General features: G+C 66.6%; 5 protein-coding genes and 1 pseudogene. 2 read left to right on the forward strand and 4 right to left on the reverse strand.

Annotated elements, in window-relative coordinates; genetic code table 11:
* Positions 1-7: 7 nt before the first annotated feature.
* From R9B85_RS05720 to R9B85_RS05735, 4 genes and pseudogenes are all read right to left on the reverse strand, one after another.
* A complete protein-coding gene (locus R9B85_RS05720) occupies positions 8-7,849 on the reverse strand; it encodes an amino acid adenylation domain-containing protein (protein WP_423770895.1) in 7,842 nt (2,613 codons plus the stop codon).
* Between the two features lies 1 nt (position 7,850).
* A complete protein-coding gene (locus tag R9B85_RS05725; protein WP_423770896.1) occupies positions 7,851-14,315 on the reverse strand; it encodes an amino acid adenylation domain-containing protein in 6,465 nt (2,154 codons plus the stop codon).
* Between the two features lie 425 nt (positions 14,316-14,740).
* Positions 14,741-15,001 (reverse strand): annotated as a pseudogene (locus R9B85_RS05730) (DUF3077 domain-containing protein).
* A gap of 578 nt (positions 15,002-15,579) precedes the next feature.
* Positions 15,580-16,563 (reverse strand): TauD/TfdA family dioxygenase, encoded by a 984-nt coding sequence (locus R9B85_RS05735; protein ID WP_112254175.1) that lies wholly within the window; start codon positions 16,561-16,563, stop codon positions 15,580-15,582.
* Between the two features lie 181 nt (positions 16,564-16,744).
* Between R9B85_RS05735 and azu the strand changes: the two genes are divergently transcribed.
* Both azu and R9B85_RS05745 read left to right on the forward strand, forming a co-directional pair.
* Positions 16,745-17,194, forward strand: coding sequence for an azurin (gene azu / locus R9B85_RS05740; RefSeq protein WP_274079914.1), 450 nt, complete (start codon positions 16,745-16,747; stop codon positions 17,192-17,194).
* Positions 17,195-17,228: 34 nt separating this feature from the next.
* Positions 17,229-18,881 (forward strand): cyclic peptide export ABC transporter, encoded by a 1,653-nt coding sequence (locus tag R9B85_RS05745; protein ID WP_112254177.1) that lies wholly within the window; start codon positions 17,229-17,231, stop codon positions 18,879-18,881.
* Positions 18,882-18,889: the final 8 nt, after the last annotated feature.

Raw genomic sequence — 18,889 nt, forward strand, 5'->3', positions numbered from 1 at the left:
CAGGGCCTCAGGAAATCAGCTCATCGAGCTCATCCATGCTCAGGCTATCGAGCAACGCCAGGGATCTGGCCAGCTGGTCCTGGGTGGAATCGACCAAGGGCGTCCTGGCCTCCAACTGGCGACTGAAGTCAGCCAGCACCGGGAACTCGAAGAGTTCTTTCAATTCGGCCACTACCCCCACCTGCTCCCGGATGCGCACGATCACCGAGGTGGCCAGCAACGAGTGCCCGCCAAGCTCGAAGAAGTTGTCACCCAGGCCGACCCTCTCCAGCTTCAGCACATCCGCCCAGATCGCCGCAATCTGCTGCTCCAGCTCTCTCTGTGGCGCGATGTACTCGCCCTGCGTCTGGCTGGCATCCGGCTGCGGCAGGGCCTTGCGGTCAAGCTTGCCGTTAGGCGTCACTGGCAGCTTGTCGAGCAGCAGCAGGTGTGCCGGCACCATGTAGTCCGGCAAACCGGCCTTGAGCGCCTCGCGCAGGCTGTCGCGCAAGGCGCCTTCGTCTTGCGTGCTGTCGGCAGGCACCACATAGCCCACCAGCTGCTTGCCGCTTGGTCCGTCCTGGGCCAGCACCACGGCCTCCTGCACACTCGGCAATTCCAGCAGGCGCGCCTCGATCTCGCCCAATTCGATGCGCAGGCCGCGAATCTTCACCTGGTGGTCGATGCGCCCGGCGTAGTCGATCACGCCATCGGCGCGGTAGCGCGCCAGGTCACCGGTGCGGTACAGGCGGCCGCCGTTGTCGCTGAACGGGTCTGGTACGAAGCGTTCGGCGGTCAGCGCCGGACGCTGGTGGTAACCACGCGCCAGGCCCACGCCACCGAGGTACAGCTCGCCGGCACTGCCGCGCACCGCCGGTTGCAGGCTGCCTTCAAGGATGTGGGTCTTGAGGTTGTCGATCGGCTGGCCGATCGGCACGCTGATGCTTTCGTCCGGTTGGCAGGTCCAGTGGGTGACGTCGATCGCCGCTTCGGTCGGGCCATACAGGTTGTACAGGCCCGCCGCCGGCAGGCGTTGCAGGGTCTGGCGGGCCAGTTCGGCCGGCAACGCTTCGCCGCTGCACACCACGCGCTTGAGGCTGACGCAGCTCTCGACCGCTTCGTGGGTCATGAACGCCTGCAGCATCGACGGTACGAAGTGCAGCGTGCTGATGCCGTAATGGTTGATGCATTCCACCAGCAGCTGCGGGTCGCGGTGCGCCCCGGGCTGGGCCATGACCAGGCGCGCCCCGGTCAACAGCGGCCAGAAGAACTCCCACACCGACACGTCGAAGCTGAACGGGGTTTTCTGCAGCACGCTGTCGCTGGCGCCCAGGCCGTAGGCCTTCTGCATCCAGCACAGGCGGTTGACCAGCGCCTGATGGCTGTTGCCAGCGCCCTTCGGGCGACCGGTGGAACCGGAGGTGTAGATCACATAGGCGAGGTTCAGCGGGGCCACGTCGATGTTCGGGTTGGCATCGCTGTAGCCGCTCAGGTCCACCATATCCAGGTCCAGGCGGCGCAGGCCGGCCGGGATCGGCAGGGCTTCGTGCAGGTGCGACTGGGTCAGCAGCAAGGCGATGCCGCTGTCCTCGAACATGTAGCTGAGGCGGTCCTGGGGGTACTCCGGGTCCAGTGGCACATAGGCGCCACCGGCCTTCAAAATACCCAGCAAACCGACGACCATCTCCAGGCTACGCTCCATGGCGATGCCCACCAGCACATCCGGGCCCACGCCCTGCTCGCGCAGCTTGTGCGCCAGCTGGTTGCTACGGCGGTTGAGCTCGGCATAGCTCAGGGTCTGCTCGCCAAAGGCCAGCGCCGCTGCATCCGGGGTGGCGAGTACCTGGGCTTCGATCAACTGGTGGACGCTGCGCTCGTCCGGGTACGCCGCGTGGGTTTCGTTCCAGCCTTCGACCATCTGTTGCTGTTCTGCCAGCCCCAGCATTGGCAGCTCGCCAATCCTCGCGTCAGCATTCTCCACCAGCGCCTGCAACAGGTTGGCAAAGTAGCCGGCCAGGCGGCCAACGCTCTCGTCGCTCCACAGCGCACGGTCGTGGCTGTACTGCATCGACAGCGTGGTGCCCAGCTCCACCACCAGGGTCAGCGGGTAGTTGGTCTGTTCCTGCACGGCCACGTCGCCGAAGCGCAGGCCACCGGGCACGCCCTGTTGCAGCGCCTCGGCCACCGGGTAGTTCTCGAACACCAGGATGCTGTCGAACAAGGCGTCACCGCCCTGCCCCGCCCAGCGTTGCACATCGTACAGCGGGGTGTGCTCGAATTCGCGCACGGCTAGGTTGCCGGCCTGCACCTGGCCGATCCACTCGGCCACGGTCTGCTCGGCACGCGGGGTGCCGATAACCGGCAAGGTATTGATGAACAGGCCGATCTGCTCCTCTACCCCCGGCAGGTCTGCCGGGCGGCCGGCGACCGTGGCGCCGAAGCACACGCTGGCCTGGCCAGTGCAGCGCTGCAACAGCAGCAGCCAGGCCGATTGCACCAGAGTGTTGACCGTGACCCGGTTGGCCCGGGCGAAGGCTTCGATACGGGCGGTCTGCTCAGGGTCGAAGGCCACGCGGTGGTCGCCATGGCCACTTCCGCCCGCGCCTGCGCTGCCGGCGATGGCCTGAGCCAGGCGGGTCGGCTCGTCCAAGGCCGCAAGCTGGGCTTTCCAGAAGGCTTCGGCAACGGCTGCGTCCTGGCCCTGCAACCAGGCAATGTAGTCGCGATAGTGCGTGGCCTGGGCCTGCGGCACCAGGCCGGCGTAACGCTGCAGCACTTCGCCCAACAGGCGCGAGGTGCTCCAGCCGTCCATGAGGATGTGGTGGTTGGTGTAGATCAGGTGGTGGCGGGTATCGCCTGTGCGTACCAGAACCAGACGCAGCAGCGGCGCGGCAGCAAGGTCGAAGCCGCGCTGGCGCTCGCCCTCGGCAAGGGCCTGCAATGCCTGCTCCAGCGCCGGCTGGCCACGCCAGTCATGCTCGCTGCATGGCAATCCGACGGCCTTGCGTACCACTTGTACGGCCTGTTCCAGCTCGCCTTGCAGGATAAAACCGCTGCGCAGGATGTCGTGGGCATCGAGCGTGGCCTGCCACGCCTGCAGGAAACGCTGCACATCCAGCCCATCCACATCCACGCGCAGCTGGTTGATGTAGTTGCCGGCCTGCTGGTCGTAAAGGGTGTGGAACAACATCCCTTGCTGCATGGGTGACAGCGGGTATACATCGGCGATCTGCCCGGCCTCCAGCGGCAGGCTGTCCAGTTGCGCCTGGGTCAGCGCGGCCAGCGGGAAGTCCGACGGCGTCACGCCCTGGTGCCGCGCATCGCAGCAGTGCTCGACCAGCTCTGCCAAGGCCTGCCCGTAGGCCTGGGCCAGCTTTTCGAGGGTGGCCGGATGATGAACGTCGGCGCTGTAGGTCCACTCCAGGAACAGCTCGCCGCCGTACACCTGGCCGGTGATGCTCAGCCAGTTGCCCAGCTGTGCGCCGGTACATTGGGTACGGCCTGCGCTTTCCCCGCTCGGGGTGAACAGGGCGCCCGCCTCAGAGTCGAAACTGGCATCGAACTGGCCCAGGTAGTTGAAGGTGACACGAGCCTGGGTGGCGCGCTCGAGCCGGTCACGCACTTCAGCATCACCGAAGTAACGCAGCAAGCCGTAGCCGAGGCCTTTGTCCGGCACGCCGCGCAGTTGCTCCTTGATCGCCTTGATCGACTGGCCCAGGTCCTGGGTGGGTGTGAGGCTTACCGGGAACAGGCTGGTGAACCAGCCCACGGATCGGCTGAGGTCGAGGTCGTCGAACAGGTCTTCGCGGCCATGGCCTTCCAGCAGTACCTGCACGTTGCCCTGTGCGCTCCACAGGCACAGGGTGCGCGCCAGCGCGGTCAGCAGCAGGTCATTGATCTGCGTGCGGTAGGCCGCCGGAGCCTGTTTCAGCAGCTTTGCGGTGCGCTCGGCATCCAGCCGTGTGACGGCGGTACGGGCATGAGTGTTGGCCAGGCTGCCCTGCGGGTTGTCCCGCGGCAGTTCGCCGGAGTCGCCGGCCAGCGCCTGCAGCCAGTAGTCGCGCTGTGCTTGCAGCGTCGGGCTGCCGGCATGGCTGGCCAGGCGCTCGGCCCAGGTCTTCACCGAGGTGGTCTTGGCGGGCAGGCTCACAGCCTGGCCGCCCAGCAGTTGCCGGTAGGCCGCTTGCAGATCTTCCAGCAGCACCCGCCACGACACGCCGTCGACCACCAGGTGATGGACCACCAGCAGCACACGCTGCTGGCCATCGGCGAAGTCGAACAGTTCGGCACGCAGCAGCGGCCCGTGCTCCAGATCCAGGCTCGCCTGCACCTGGTTGCCGGCGGCATCCAGTTCATTCAGGACGGCCAGGCTGCGCTGGTGCAGCAGTGGTGCATTGTCCAGCGGCTGGAAGCGTGCCTGCCACTGGCTTTCGCCACGGCTGAAGCGCAGGCGCAGGGCATCGTGCTGCTCGACCACGGCGCGCAGGGCTGCCTCCAGATGTTGCACCTGCACCGGGCTGGTCGGCTTGAGCAGTACCGACTGGTTCCAATGCGCCGGCTGGGCGATCTCCATCTCGAAGAACCGCGCCTGCGCTGGCAACAACCCTGTCTCGCCGCTGATGGCAATGTCCACGGCGGCTACCGCTGGCTTCGGTTCGATGCGCTTGGCCACCTGGGCCAGCTGGGCGATGGTCTGTTGTTCGAACAGCTGCTTGGGGGTGATCCTGATGCCCTGGCGTTTGGCCCGGGCGATGATTTGCAGGCTGAGGATCGAGTCGCCGCCCAGTTCGAAGAAGTTGTCAGTGCTGCCAACCTGCTCCAGCTTGAGCACATCGGCCCACACCGCGGCCAGCTTTTCCTCGATATCGCCTTGCGGCGCCACATAGCCACGGCTGACAGCGCCCGGTAACGGCAATGCGCGCTTGTCGAGCTTGCCGTTGGCAGTCAGTGGCAGGCGCTCCAGCAGCAGTATCTGCGCCGGCACCATGTAGTCTGGCAGGCGTGCCTGCAATTGCGCCTGCAGCTGCTGCACGGTCACACCCGCATCGGCCACCCCGTAGGCCACCAGTTGCAAGCGCTCGGCGTCACCCTCCAGTGGCAAGGCCAGTACGACGGCCTCGCTGACACCGGGCAGGCCAGCCAGCACCCGGCCGACTTCACCAGGCTCCACGCGATAGCCACGGATCTTCACCTGGTCATCGGCACGGCCGATGAACTCGACCAGGCCATCGGCCGTCAGCCGCGCGCGGTCGCCGGTGCGGTACAAGCGGGCACCACCCTCGGTCGGCACGAAGCGTTCGGCGGTCAAAGCCGGCTGGCCCAGGTAGCCCTGGGCGACGCCTTGCCCGCCCAGGTAAAGCTCACCGGGCACCCGCGTCGCCAACGGGTTGAGGTAGCCATCCAGGACCTGGGCGCTGGCGTTGCCCAGCGGGCGCCCGACCGGCACCGTGCGGCAGCCTGGCTGTGGCTGCCCCGGCTCGAACGTGAGCACGCCGACTGTGGTTTCGGTCGGGCCGTAGTGGTTGATGACCCGGCAGGCCGGGCGCAGTTCGCGGATTTTTTCCAACAGGCTCCAGCTGCATGCCTCACCGCCCAGGATCAGTGCCTCGGCGGGCAGCACATCGGCGGCGCGTGCCGCTTGCAGCAAACCTTGCAGGTGGCTCGGCACCAGCTTGAGCACGCCGACCTGGTGCTGTGCCATGTAGCTGGCGAAGCCATCGGGGTCGAACGCCAGTTCCTGTGGCAACAAGTGCAGCAGGCGGCCTGAGGCCAGGGCACCGAACAGCACCGTGTGGCCCAGGTCGGCTGCGGTGGTGGAGACCATCGCCATGCTCGCTGCGGCCGGCAGTTGCAGGCGCTCCAGCACCGCCTGGGTGTAGCTGGCCAGCGCCCCGTGGCTGATCACCACGCCTTTCGGCTGACCAGTCGAGCCCGAGGTGTAGATCAGATAGGCCGGTTGTTCGGCGGCGATGGCCACCTCGACCGGGCTGTCGCTGCAGGTTGCCCAGGCGGTGTGATCGCAGGCAATCAGCTGCACGCTGTCCAGGCTTGCGAAGCGCTGGTCGTCCGGCGCATGCACTAGGACAGCGGCGCTACTGTCGGCAATCAGTTGTTGCAGGCGCTCCTGCGGTTGCTGGGCGTCCAGCGGCAGGTAGGCAGCGCCGGTCTTGAGCACTGCGAGCAAGGCGCTGACCCACTCGATGGAGCGCGGCAGGCACAGGGCAACGATGTTGCCGACGCCGACGCCGCGCTGGCGCAGGTAGTTGGCCAAGCGGTTGGACGCCGCCTCCAGACCGGCCTGGGTCATGAACCGGTCACCGGCACGCACACCGCCGTGGGCCTGGCCTTGCGCCATTGCCTGGCGCCACAGGGCGAGGAAGTCACCATGCGGGTAGGCCTGCGTGGTCGCCGGCAGCAGCGTCGCCACTTGCGGGCTGTCGACGATCGCCTGCTGCGGGTCGCGGATCAGCGCATCCAGCACCTGGCGCAGCGAAGCGGCCATGCGTTCGATGGTGGCCTGCTCGAACAGGTCGGTGGCGTAAGTGAAGTAGCCTTCGATGCCGTCGGCCTTGTCGGAGAAATCGAACGCCAGGTCGAAGCGGGCATCGCCGCCGTCACGGGCAAAGCCCTCCACCTCCAGCGCGCCCAGGCGCTTGCGCCCCGCATCGCTGGCAGCCACGTGCTGGTTGATCTTGAACTGGAACAGCGGGTTGTGGGCCAGGTTGCGCTCGGGCAGCAAGGCATCGACCAGGTGCTCGAACGGCAGTTCCTGATGCGATTGGGCGCCGCCGATCACATCCTTTACCTGCTCCAGCAGCGCGGCAAAGGTGGCGCGCTCGTCTACCTGCACGCGCAGCACCTGGGTGTTGATGAAAAAGCCGATCAGGCCTTCCAGCTCCTTGCGGTTGCGCCCTGCGTTCGGGGCGCCGATGCGGATGTCGGCCTGGCCGCTGTAGCGCGACAGCACCACCGCCATGGCCGCCAGTACCAGCACGAACAACGTGTGGCCACCTTTGCGCGCCTGGCTGCGCAGGGCCTCGGCCTGTTCGGTGCCGATATCCACGCGCACCACCGCGCCACGCTGGCTGGGCGTGGCCGGGCGCTCGAAGTCCAGCGGCAGGCTCAGCACCGGCTGCTCATCGCCCAACTGCGCCTGCCAGTAGGCCAACTGGCGCTGCGCTTCACCGGCCTCGAGCCAGGCGCGCTGCCAGATGGCGTAGTCGGCGTACTGGATCGGCAGAGCCGGCAACTCGGCCTGCCGGCCTTCGGCCAGGGCGCTGTACAGCTGGATGAATTCCCGCACCAGCACATCGCTTGACCAGCCATCGGAGATGATGTGGTGCATGCTCAGCGCCAGCACGTGGTGATCGGCGGCCACGCGCAGCAGGGTCACCCGCAGCAGCGGGCCGGTCAGCAGGTCGAAAGGCTGCTTGAGGGCGGCATCCACGGCCACGCTCAGCGCTGCCTCATCGGCGGCAGCGTCGAGCATCACCAGCGCCAGCGGGCAGTGTTCGAGGATTTCCTGGTAGAACTCACCCTCCTCCGAGGCGAAGCGCGTACGCAGCGACTCGTGGCGTTGCACCAGCGCATCCAGCGCCTGTTGCAGCAGCGCCTGGTCCAGGGCGCCCTTCAGGCGTACTGCCATCGGCACGTTGTAGGCCGGGCTGTCGGGCTCCAGCTGCCAGAGAAACAGCAGGCGTTGCTGGGCGTACGACAGCGGAATACGCGCCAGGCCCTGGCGCGCGGGCACGATGGGCAGCAGGCGGAAGCTCTGCCCGGTGGCCTGCATCTTTTCCAGGATCTGCTGGCGTTGCTCCACGGGGAGGCCAACGAAACGTTGGGCGATGCGTTGTGCGGCGGTGAGTTCCATGTCAGGCCTCTGTGAATGCATTCATCATTTGTTCGATATCGCTCAGGCCGTCGTCGGAGAGCGACAGGCCCTGCTCGTCCAGCGCCTGGGCGAACGCGCATAGCTCGGGGTGGCTGAAGATCAGCCGCAGGGGTATGTCCAGCCCCAGTTCGACGTTGATCCGCGACACGGCCTGGGCAGCCAGCAGGGAGTGGCCGCCCAGCTCGAAGAAGTTGTCGTTCAGGCCGACCCGGGCAACGCTCAGCAACTGCGCCCAGATGTTCGCCAGCTGCTGCTGCCGCTCGGTCTGCGGCGCCTGGTAGTCGTGCTGTGGCTGGTTCGGGTCGGGCAGCGGCAGCGCCTTGCGATCGAGTTTGCCGCTGGGGGTCAGCGGTATGCTCGGCAGGGTCACCAGGTAGGCCGGGATCATGTAGTCAGGCAAGCTGGCCTTGAGGTACTGCTTCAGGGCCTGGCGCAGATCGCCGCGGTAGCCTTCGGCCGGCACCGCATAGGCGCACAGCTGCTTGCCACTGGGCAAGTCGATGGCCAGCACGGCGGCTTCGCGGACATCCGGGTGCGCCCGCAGGTACTGCTCGATCTCGCCCAGTTCGATACGGAAACCACGCACCTTAACCTGGTGGTCGACTCGGCCACGATAGGCCAGCTGGCCGTTTTCGTCGTAGCAGCCAAGGTCGCCGGTACGGTACAGCCGGCCACCGCCGACCGGGTCGAACGGGTCGGGGATGAAACGCTCAGCGGTGAGTGACGGCCGCTGGTGATAACCGCGCGCCAGGCACCCTGCCCCGCCGATGAACAGCTCGCCAGGTACGCCCACCGGCGTCGGCGCCAGGCCATCGTCCAGGGCATGCAAGGTACGCCCCGGCAAGGCACGGCCGATCGGCACCCCGCCCTGGCTGACCTGCTCCACGGTCATGTGCGAGCAGTCGTAGGTGGTGGCGACCACGGTGGCTTCGGTCGGGCCGTAGGTGTTCAGCAGGCGCACGGCTGGCGGGCCATCGACCAGCCAGGCGCGCAGGGCATCTTCCGGCACCGCCTCTCCCCCCACGTGAATCTGCTTCAGCCGGCCATAGGCCTCGGGGGCTCGGCGCTCCAGCGCCAGCAGGCGCCAGTAGGCTGCCGGCAGGTCGGCAACGGTCACGCCGTGACGATTGATCTCGTCCAGCAGCGTGGCGGTGTCCCACAGTCGCAGGTCGCGCAGCACCACGCAGGCGCCCTGGGCCAGCGGCGGGAAGAACTGCTCGATGAAGCCGTCGAAGCTGATGGTGGCGAACTGCAGCACGCGGTCGCCCGGGGTGAGGCGCGAATAGTCGCCTGCCACCTGGCAGAACAGCGACAGGGCGTGGTGGTCGATGGCCACGCCCTTGGGCATGCCGGTGGAGCCGGAGGTGTAGATGACATAGGCGAGGTTGTGCGGTGCCGCCAGGTTGGCCGGCGGTTCGGCGGGCCAGGCGTGCAGCCACTCGGTGCCCGGTTCCAGTACCACGCAGGGGAGTTGCCTGCCCAGTTGCAGGCGCTCACGCGAGGGCGCATCGGCCAGCAGCAGGCCGATATTGCTGTCCTCGACCATGTAGGCCAGGCGTTCTTGCGGGTAGTCCGGGTCCAGCGGCACATAGGCACCACCCGCCTTGTGGATGGCGACCAGCGCCAGGGCCATGCCCAGGCCGCGCTCGACAGCCACGCCGACCAGCGAGTCCGGCCCCACGCCCAGCGCCCGAAGGCGGTGGGCCAGCTGGTTGCTGCTGCGGTCCAGTTCGGCGTAGGTCATCTGCTGGTCGTCGAAGATCAGCGCCAGCGCATCCGGCCGCTCGTGGGCCTGGCGCGCCAGCAGCTGGTGCGCGCACAAGCCGCTGCCAGCCTGGGGCGCCGGGTTCCAGCCGTGGGTCAGCTGCTGGCGTTCGGCACTGCCAAGGAAGTCCAGCTCGGCAATGCAGCGCCGTGGCTCGGCGCAGATGGCTTGCAGCAATGCTTGCCAATGCCCGGCCATGCGCTCGATACGTGCAGCATCGAACAGGTCGGTGGAATAGTTGAACGAGGCAGTCACGCCATCGGCGCGCTCCAGGGTATTGAGCGAGATGTCGTACTGCGCGCCCGGCTCCAGCAGGTCCACTTCCTTGACCTGCAGGCCGTGCAGCGCATCGCTGGACACCTGCTCGCCAAGGTCGCGCAGGTGGTTGTACAGCACCTGGAAGAACGGGTTCACACCTTGGCTGCGGTCGGGGTACAGCGCCTCGGCTACCTCGAGGAACGGCACATCCTTGTTGGCCTGGGCCTGTAAGGTGGTTTCCTTGATCGCCGCCAGCAACTGCGGAAAGGGCTGGCTGCCATCGACACTGATACGGGCCACCACCACGTTGATGAAGAAGCCGATCAGGCCTTCCAGTTCCAGGCGGTTGCGGTTGGTGACCGGCACGCCGATGTTGAGCGTGCCCTTGCGGCTGTAGCGCGACAGCACGATGGCATAGGCCGCCAGGAACACATGGAACAGCGTGGCGTTGGATGCCACCGCCAGGGCGCGCAGGCGCTCGGTGAGGGCCTGTGGCAGGCGCACGTCGAAGCGGCTGCCCTGGTAGCTTTTGACCTGCGGGCGAATGCGGTCGGCAGGCAGTTCCAGCACTTCGAAGTCGTCTTCCAGGCGCGCCTTCCAGTAGTCGATCTGCGCCTGCATCTGCCCCTCGGCCAGCCACTTGCGCTGCCAGGCGGCGAAGTCGGCGTACTGCACCGGCAGTGGCTCGACGGTTTGCGCCTGGCCCGTGGCGGCGGCGTTGTAGGCGGCGGCGAACTCGCGCACCAGCAGGCTCATCGACCAGCCATCGGAGACGATATGGTGCAGGGTCAGAGACAGCAGGTGCTCCTGCGCATGCACCTTGAACAGCCGGGCGCGCAGCAGCGGGCCGCGCTCCAGGTCGAACGGGACGAAGGCTTCGGCTTGCAGCTTGCGCATCTGCGCGGCGTGGTCCTGGCCGCTGAGGTCTTCGAAACCGATCGCTACCGTGGCAGCCGGCAGGATGCGCTGCCAAGGCAAGCCGTCGGCCTCGACGAACACCGTGCGCAACGATTCGTGGCGGGTTACCAAGGCATCCAGCGCAGCCTGCACGGCGCAGTGGTCGAGGTGGCCCTGCATGCGCACGGCCATCGGCGTGTTGTAGGCCAGGCTTTCAGGGTTGAGCTTCCAGAACAGCCACTGGCGGTTTTGCGAGCGGGACACCGGCAGCGGTTGCTGGCGGTCGAGGATCTCGATGTCCAGGCCTGCGCCCTGCTCGCCTTCGGCCACTGCCTGGGCAAAGGCCTGCAGGTCGACGGTGTCGAACAGGCTGCGCAGCGGAATATCCACGCCCAATTGCTTGCGTATCCGCGATACCGCCTGGGTGGCCAGCAGCGAATGGCCGCCAAGGGCAAAGAAGTTGTCGCCCAGGCCTACCTGCGGTACTTGCAGGACTTGCGCCCAGATCTGCGCCAATTGCGTTTGCAGCGGGGTCTGCGGCGCTTGATAGGCCACCTGGGTGGCGACGGGTTCCGGCAGCGCCTTGACGTCAACCTTGCCGTTGACCGTGACCGGCAGGTGCTCCAGCACTATCAGGTGGGTCGGCACCATGTGTTCGGGCAGCAGGCTCTTGAGGCTGGCGCGGATCGATTCCTGCCAGGTCAGGATATCGGCCGGCATCTGGCTGGGCACCAGCCAGGCAGCCAGTTGCAGTTGCGGCGCCTGGCCATGCACGCGCACCAGGGCATTGGCGACACCGCCCAGGGCACGCAGCTGGTTCTCGATTTCGGCCAGTTCCACGCGATAGCCCCGGATCTTCACCTGGCCATCCATGCGCCCGGCGAACTGCAGGTCGCTGCCTTGGCGAACCCAGTCACCGCTGCGGTACAGGCGCTGGCCCTGGCCGTTCGGGTCGGGAACGAAGCGCTCGGCGGTGAGTGCCGGGCGGTTCAGGTAGCCACGGGCCAGGCCGGCGCCACCGATGTACAGCTCGCCCTTGGCTTTGGCCGGCAAGGGTTGCAGGCAGCGGTCGAGCACCGCGACACGGGTGTTGGCCAGGGGCTGGCCGAGGCTGGCCTGCCCGTTCAGTTCGGCGACCAGCACACCGACTGTGGCTTCGGTCGGGCCATAGTGGTTGAACACCTTGAGCGCCGGGGCCAGGCTGCGGACCTTGCCCAGCAGGCTCGGGCTGATGGCCTCGCCGCCGAGCACCAGGCACTGTGCCGGCAGCGCCGAGCGGCCTGCCACCAACATGGCCTCCAGGTGCGACGGTACGATCTTCAGCGCGTCTACCCGGTGTTCGGCCAGGTAGGCGGCGAAGCCTTCGGCATCCAGCACCTGCTCGCGTAGCAGCAAATGCAAGGTGTGGCCGCCGCACAGGGCGCCGAACAGCATGGTGTGGCCAAGGTCGGCAGCCGGGGTCGAGACCTGGGCCATGCTGCGGATACGCTCGACCGGCAGGCGCGCGGTGATGCCCTCGATGTAGTTGGCCAGGGCGCCGTGGCTGATCGCCACGCCCTTGGGCTGGCCGGTGGTGCCGGAGGTGTAGATCACATAGGCCAGGTTGGCCGGCGCCGGTGCGATGCCGGCGACGTTGCCGTTGCCGGTTTGCACCCAGTCCAGGCGCTGCACGCCCTCGGGCAGTTCGGCCGGCCAGTTACCGGGCGCCAGCACCAGGCGCGTACCGCTGTCGGCAAGCATGTAGGCCAAGCGTTCCGCCGGCTGCTCGGGCTCCAGTGGCAGGTAGGCGCCACCGGCCTTGAGCACACCAAGGATACTGGCGAGCATGCCAACGCTGCGGTCAGCCAGCAAGCCGACCAGTGTGTCCGGCCCCACCCCGGCGTCGACCAATCGGCTGGCGATGTCTTCAGCGCGGGCATCGAGTTCGGCGAAGCTGGCCTGCTCGCCCGCAGCCATCACCGCCGTGCGTTCGGGGTGGCGGCTGGCGGCGGCGGCAAAGCGCTGGTGAACCAGCAGCGTTGCGTCAGCCTGCGCAGGTGCGCCAATGGCAGCAGCCAGGCCTGGCAATGGCAGCTCGCCGACTGCCCCACCCACTTCGTCGGCCAATGCCTGTACCAGGGCCAGCCACTGCTCGCCAAGGGCTTCGACTGTGACCGCATCGAACACGTCGGTCGCATAGGTGAACGCTGCGTGCAGCTGCCCCGCTCGCTCATGGGTGTCCAGCGCCAGGTCGAAGCGGGCACTGAGCTTTGCCAGGGTGACCGGTGCCAGGCTCAGGCCGGAGCGGGTCTCGATGGCCTGCACATCCGCCACCTGCGCCTGGTGGTTGAACAGCACACGGAACAGCGGGCTCTCGCTGCTTCGCGGCAGGTCCAGGGCTTCGACCAGTTGCTCGAACGGTAGGTCCTGGTGGCTTTGCGCGCCTACGGCGGTTTCGCGCACGCGCTGGAGCAGGCCGGTAATGTCCAGCAGTGGGTCGATTTCGGTGTGCAGTACCTGGGTATTGATGAAGCAGCCGATCAGCCCTTGGCTTTCGGCGCGGTTGCGGTTGGCGATGGGTACGCCGACACGGATCGCCGACTGGCCGCTGTAGCGCTGCAGCAGCAGTTTGAAGGCTGCCAGCAGGAGCATGAACAGGGTGACGTTATGCTTGCGCGCCAAGCCGCGCAGGCGTTCGGCGACATCTGCGGCGACGGGGAACTCGTGTCGCGCGCCGCGATAGCTGGGGCGCCCGTGGCGGCTGCGGTCCAGTGGCAATTCCAGCGGCGAATGGTCATCGCCCAGGCGCGCCTGCCAGTAGGCCAGCTGGCGCTCCTGCTCACCGGCCTGGAGCCAGCTGCGCTGCCACAGGGCGTAGTCGCGGTACTGGATCGGCAGCGGTTCCAGGCGGGCATCGCTGCCAGCCACAGCGGCGTCGTACAGGCGCAGGAATTCGTCGATCAGCACGTTCATCGACCAGCCGTCAGCGACGATATGGTGCAGGGTGAGCAGCAGTATGTGTTCCTGGTCGGCCAGTCGCAGCAGGCGCACACGTAGCAGCGGGCCACAGGCCAAGTCGAAGGGGGCGAGGGCTTCGGCTTCGGCGATGGTTTCGATGGCGGCCTGACGGGCGTCCTCGTCAAGATCGGCCAGGGCATCCTGGTGCAGCTGCAACGGGGCGGCGACGGCATCGACCTGCTGGCGCACGTCATCACCGTCGGCGACAAAGCGGGAGCGCAGGGTTTCGTGGCGGGCCACCAGGGCATCGAAGGCGTGCTGCAGGGCGGTCAGGTCCAGCGGGCCATGCAGGCGCACGGCCATGGGCAGGTTGTATGCCGCGCCCTGCGGGTCGAGCTGCCAGAGGAACCACATGCGCCGCTGGGCGTACGACAACTGGTCACGCTCGGCCACCTCAACCCCGGGCGCGATCGGCAGCACGGAAAAATCCATGCCCTCGCCCTGCAGCGCCTTGAGGAACAGGCGGCGCTTGTCGGGGCTGAGTTCGATGAAGCGGCGGGCGAGCTTGAGCGTTTGGTCGGCATTCATGTCGAGCGGTGTCCTGGCAGTCGAGCGGTAACTGTCAGACGAAGGCATGCGGGGCTGATTTAGTGGCGCCAACCTTAGGTCCAGCACCATCCCCGTGGGAGCGGGCGTGCCTGCGAATCAGGCGACGCGGTGGCTGGCACCGGCTGCGCCGGTGATCGCCGGCAAGCCAGCTCCCACACCGACCGCGCAGGTTTCAAGGGCTCTGGGCAAGGCCATAGCCGCTACAGGAATGGCGCCAGCCAGGACGGGGCGCTATCTCCGTGGGAGCGGGCGTGCCCGCGAAGCAGGCGCCGCGGTGGCTGGCACCGGCTGCGCCGGTGTTCGCGGGTAAACCCGCTCCCACAGGGGCCGTGCATGGCCTGGCATGCGCAATCCCTGTGGGAGCGGCTTTAGCCGCGAAAGGGCCAGCCCAGCCAATACAAGGATCAGCGCAGCAACCCCAACTCGGCATCATCCAACAACGCCTTGGCCATGGCTGCAAAGTAATGCGAAGCCCAGAGCATCTGCTGATCGCCGTCCATCAAACCGGTCAGTGACAAGTCGCGTGCATAGCCCATCAGCTCCTAGGCTTGCTCGCGGGCGCTGCGGCAGGGGATGCCCTCAGCAATACGGAACAGTGGATGGGTTTGGCCTTCGCCTTGGTAGAAGTAGGTAACGCCGGGGGTGGTTTTGGTATCGTCGGTCATGGGTTCTCCTGAATGTAACGACAAACCCTGAAATGCTTACTACAGGTTTCCACACCCGATCGCTGAACCGTCAGCGACGGGCAAAGCCTAGAGTGCGGGATTTGCAGGAACAATCAGACGCATGTCGACAGAGGTTGTAGGATATTTCGCAGGGGTGGAGTTGCCAGTCCCGAGGCGTAGGAAGAGTCTGGGATTTTTGAAGGCTGCAGGAGGCATGTCTGGGGAATGCATCTGGGCTGACAGGTGTTCGCCACAACCCTTTCGGTGCCTATGAGATCGAGCGCCGCCCGCGCGGCGCTTCGCGGGACAAGCCCGCTCCCACATTTGTTGCAACGTGGCCATGCCTGTGGGAGAGGCGTTGTCAGCCTGGGTGCATGGCTTGAGACAGGTGATGCGGCAGCAATGCCAACTCAGAAATCCAGTCAACCCACCAAGGCTGGCAACCATGGCCTGACAGGTTCGGCACGTTGCAACAAATGTGGGAGCGGGCTTGTCCCGCGAAGCGCCGCGCGGGCGGCGCTCGATCTCACAGACACCACACCTCTCAAGGCAGGCACATGGCAGCCCTCACTCCCTAATCAGCGCAAAAACTCGGAATACCCCTGCGCCATCGCCACCACCACCTTGCGCTTGCCGGTAAACGGCGACCGCGCATGTGCCGCAAGCATGTTGTCCAACATCAGCACATCGTTCTCCAGCCACGGAAAGCTGATGGTGCATTCGTCCAGCACCCCGCGCACTTCATCGAGCAGCGAATCCTCGATGGTCGTACCGTCGCCGTAATACACGTTACGCGGCAGGTCCTCTTCCTCGACGATGTCCATCAACGACTCGCGCACTTCTGGCTGCAGGTTCGAAACATGGAACAGGTGCGCCTGGTTGAACCACACATCCTCCCCGGTCACCGGGTGGCGCGCCACCACCTGGCAGCGCTGGCGGGTGCGCAATTCGCCGTCATCCTTCCAGATGCACTCGATGGCATGTGCCCGGCAATAGGCCTCGACCTGGCGCGGGTCTTCCGTGTTGAACACCTGCGACCATTCCACATCCAGGCCGTTGCCATAATTGCGCACGTACATCAGCCCCTTCTCCACCAGCCGCTCACGAATGCGCGCCGGCATGCGCCGGTACACCTCGCGGCTGTCGGCAATCGGCGTCTCGCCACCGGTCGCGGCGGGGATCACGCTGTAGAACCAGATCTTCATCGGCCATTCCAGGGTGTAGGCCTGCTCGTTGTGCAGGGGGATGCTCTGGTGCGCCGGGTACTCGGTGGAGGTGTACACGCCCTTGGTCACGTTGCTGCGCGGGGTGGAGCCAAACTCGTAGTTGAGCAGCGGGTGGCCGAAGGACGCGGCGAACTGGCGGAACGCTTCGGCGCCACCCACCTCGAACCCACGAAACAGGATGCCGCCGGCCTGCAGCAGGTGCCGGTCCACCAGCGGCTGCAACTCGGCAAAGGCTTCCAGCAGGTCGATACCCGGCTCCGGTGCGCGCACCAGCAGCGGCAGGTTGCCGCGCGCGGCGTCCAGGGGTTCGATCGCAAAGCTCAGCAGTTCACTCATGTCCGGTCACCTCAGGCCTGGGCCGCATAGGCGGCGAAATCGGGATATGCGCCATGAGGGCGCCTGCCTGAATGAACGAGCGGGCGATGGGGAAATTCACCCGGGCCGCACACACAGGTAAAGCCTGCGCGCGCCGGTTCGTCTGAACGATGTGCACCCTTCTATCGCCCAGGAACCGTACATGACTCGCCAGCTTCTGCTCCTCGCCCTGCTCGCCGTGGCCCCTGCCGCGTGGTCGGCAGAGCCATGCGCCGTGGAAATCCATGGCACCGACCAGATGACCTTCGACAAGGCCGCCATCACCGTGCCCAAGGCCTGCGCCGTGTTCACCGTCACGCTCACCCACCCTGGCGATATGCCGAAGAACGTGATGGGCCACAACTGGGTGCTGAGTACCCAGGCCGATATGCAAGGCGTGCTCGACGACGGCCAGAAAGCCGGCGAAGCGCTGGACTACGTGAAGCCCGGCGACCCCCGGGTAATCGCCCACACCCGCCTGATCGGCGGCGGTGAAACAGACAGCATCAGCCTCGACGTCCGGTCGCTGAAGGCAGGTACCGCGTACAGCTTCTACTGCTCGTTCCCATTCCACGGCACCTTGATGAAAGGCTCCCTGACCCTAGGCAGCTGACCCCGCCCCCACCTCACCAGCGAGATCACGCTTCATGAAAACCTCCTCCCCCGGGGCCATCCGCGAATTGCTGGGCCTGCTGAAACCCTACCGCCCGGCGGTAATCGTCTCGGTGCTGCTGGGCATGCTCGGCGGCCTGGCCGTGACCGCCCTGCTGGCCACCGTCAACCAGGGCCTGCATGCCGCTGACGGCATGAGCCAGGGCGTGATCCTGGCCTTCGCCGGCCTGTGCGTGCTGGCCCTGGTCAGCAGCGTGGCGGCTGACAGCGGCACCAACTACGTTGGGCAGAAAGTCATCGCCAGGCTGCGCAAGGACCTCGGCGCCAAGGTGCTGTCGGCGCCGATCGAGCAGATCGAGCGCTACCGCACCCACCGCCTGATCCCGGTGCTGACCCGCGACGTCGATACCATCAGCGACTTTGCCTTCGCCTTCGCCCCGCTGGCCATCTCGCTCACCACCGTGACTGGCTGCATGGCCTACCTGGCCTGGCTGTCGTGGCCGATCTTCCTCATCACCCTGGCGGCCATCGGCATTGGCAGTGGCATCCAGTACGTGGCCAGGCAGAAAGGCGTGGCCGGCTTCAACGCCGCCCGCGATGCCGAAGACAACCTGCAGAAGCACTACTCGGCCATCGCCGAGGGCGCCAAGGAGCTGCGCATCGACCGCCGCCGCCGCCATGCCATGCTGACCCGCAACATCCAGGGCACCGCCGACTTCATCGCCAACACCCATATCCGCGCCATCAACATCTTCGTCGCGGCCAAGAGCCTGGGGTCGATGCTGTTCTTCGTGGTCATCGGCCTGACCCTGGCCCTGCAATCGCTATGGCCGAGCAACGACCCGGCGGTGATGAGCGGCTTCGTGCTGGTGCTGCTGTACATGAAAGGCCCGCTGGAAACCTTGATCGGCAACCTGCCGATCCTCGGCCGCGCCCAGGTGGCGTTCCGCCGCATTGCCGACCTGTCCGAGCGCTTCTCCTCGCCCGAGCCGCACCTGCTGCTGGAGCCGCCGGTCAAGCGCGCCGCCCCGGCCAGCGCGCATCTGGAGCTGCACGACGTCGAGTACGCCTACCCGCCGGTGGACGGCAACGAGCCGTTCCGCGTCGGGCCGGTGAACCTGAGCATCGAACCGGGCGAGATCCTGTTCATCGTCGGCGAGAACGGCTGCGGCAAGACTTCGCTGATCAAGCTGCTGCTGGGCCTGTACACCCCGCAACGCGGCGAAGTGCGCCTGAACGGCAAGGCGGTCGGCCCGGAGGGGCTGGATGACTATCGCCAGCTGTTCACCACGGTGTTCGCCGACTATTACCTGTTCGACGACCTGCCCGAGCACGAGCACAGCCTGCCCAGCGATGCCACGCGCTACCTGGAACGGCTGGAGATCGCCCACAAGGTGAGCGTGCGCGATGGCGCCTTCACCACCACCGACCTGTCGACCGGCCAGCGCAAGCGCCTGGCGCTGGTCAATGCCTGGCTGGACGGCCGGCCGGTGCTGGTGTTCGACGAATGGGCGGCGGACCAGGACCCGACCTTCCGCCGGGTGTTCTACACCGAGCTGCTGCCGGACCTGAAGCGCATGGGCAAGACCATCATCGTGATTTCGCATGATGACCGGTACTTCGATACGGCGGACAAGGTGGTGCACCTGAGCCGTGGGAAGGTAGTCGAGGCATTGGAGCCGGCTTGATACGGCAA

Origin of the sequence: Pseudomonas sp. NLJ1 (assembly GCF_049486705.1) — a bacterium.
GTDB classification, from domain to species: Bacteria; Pseudomonadota; Gammaproteobacteria; order Pseudomonadales; family Pseudomonadaceae; genus Aquipseudomonas; species Aquipseudomonas inefficax.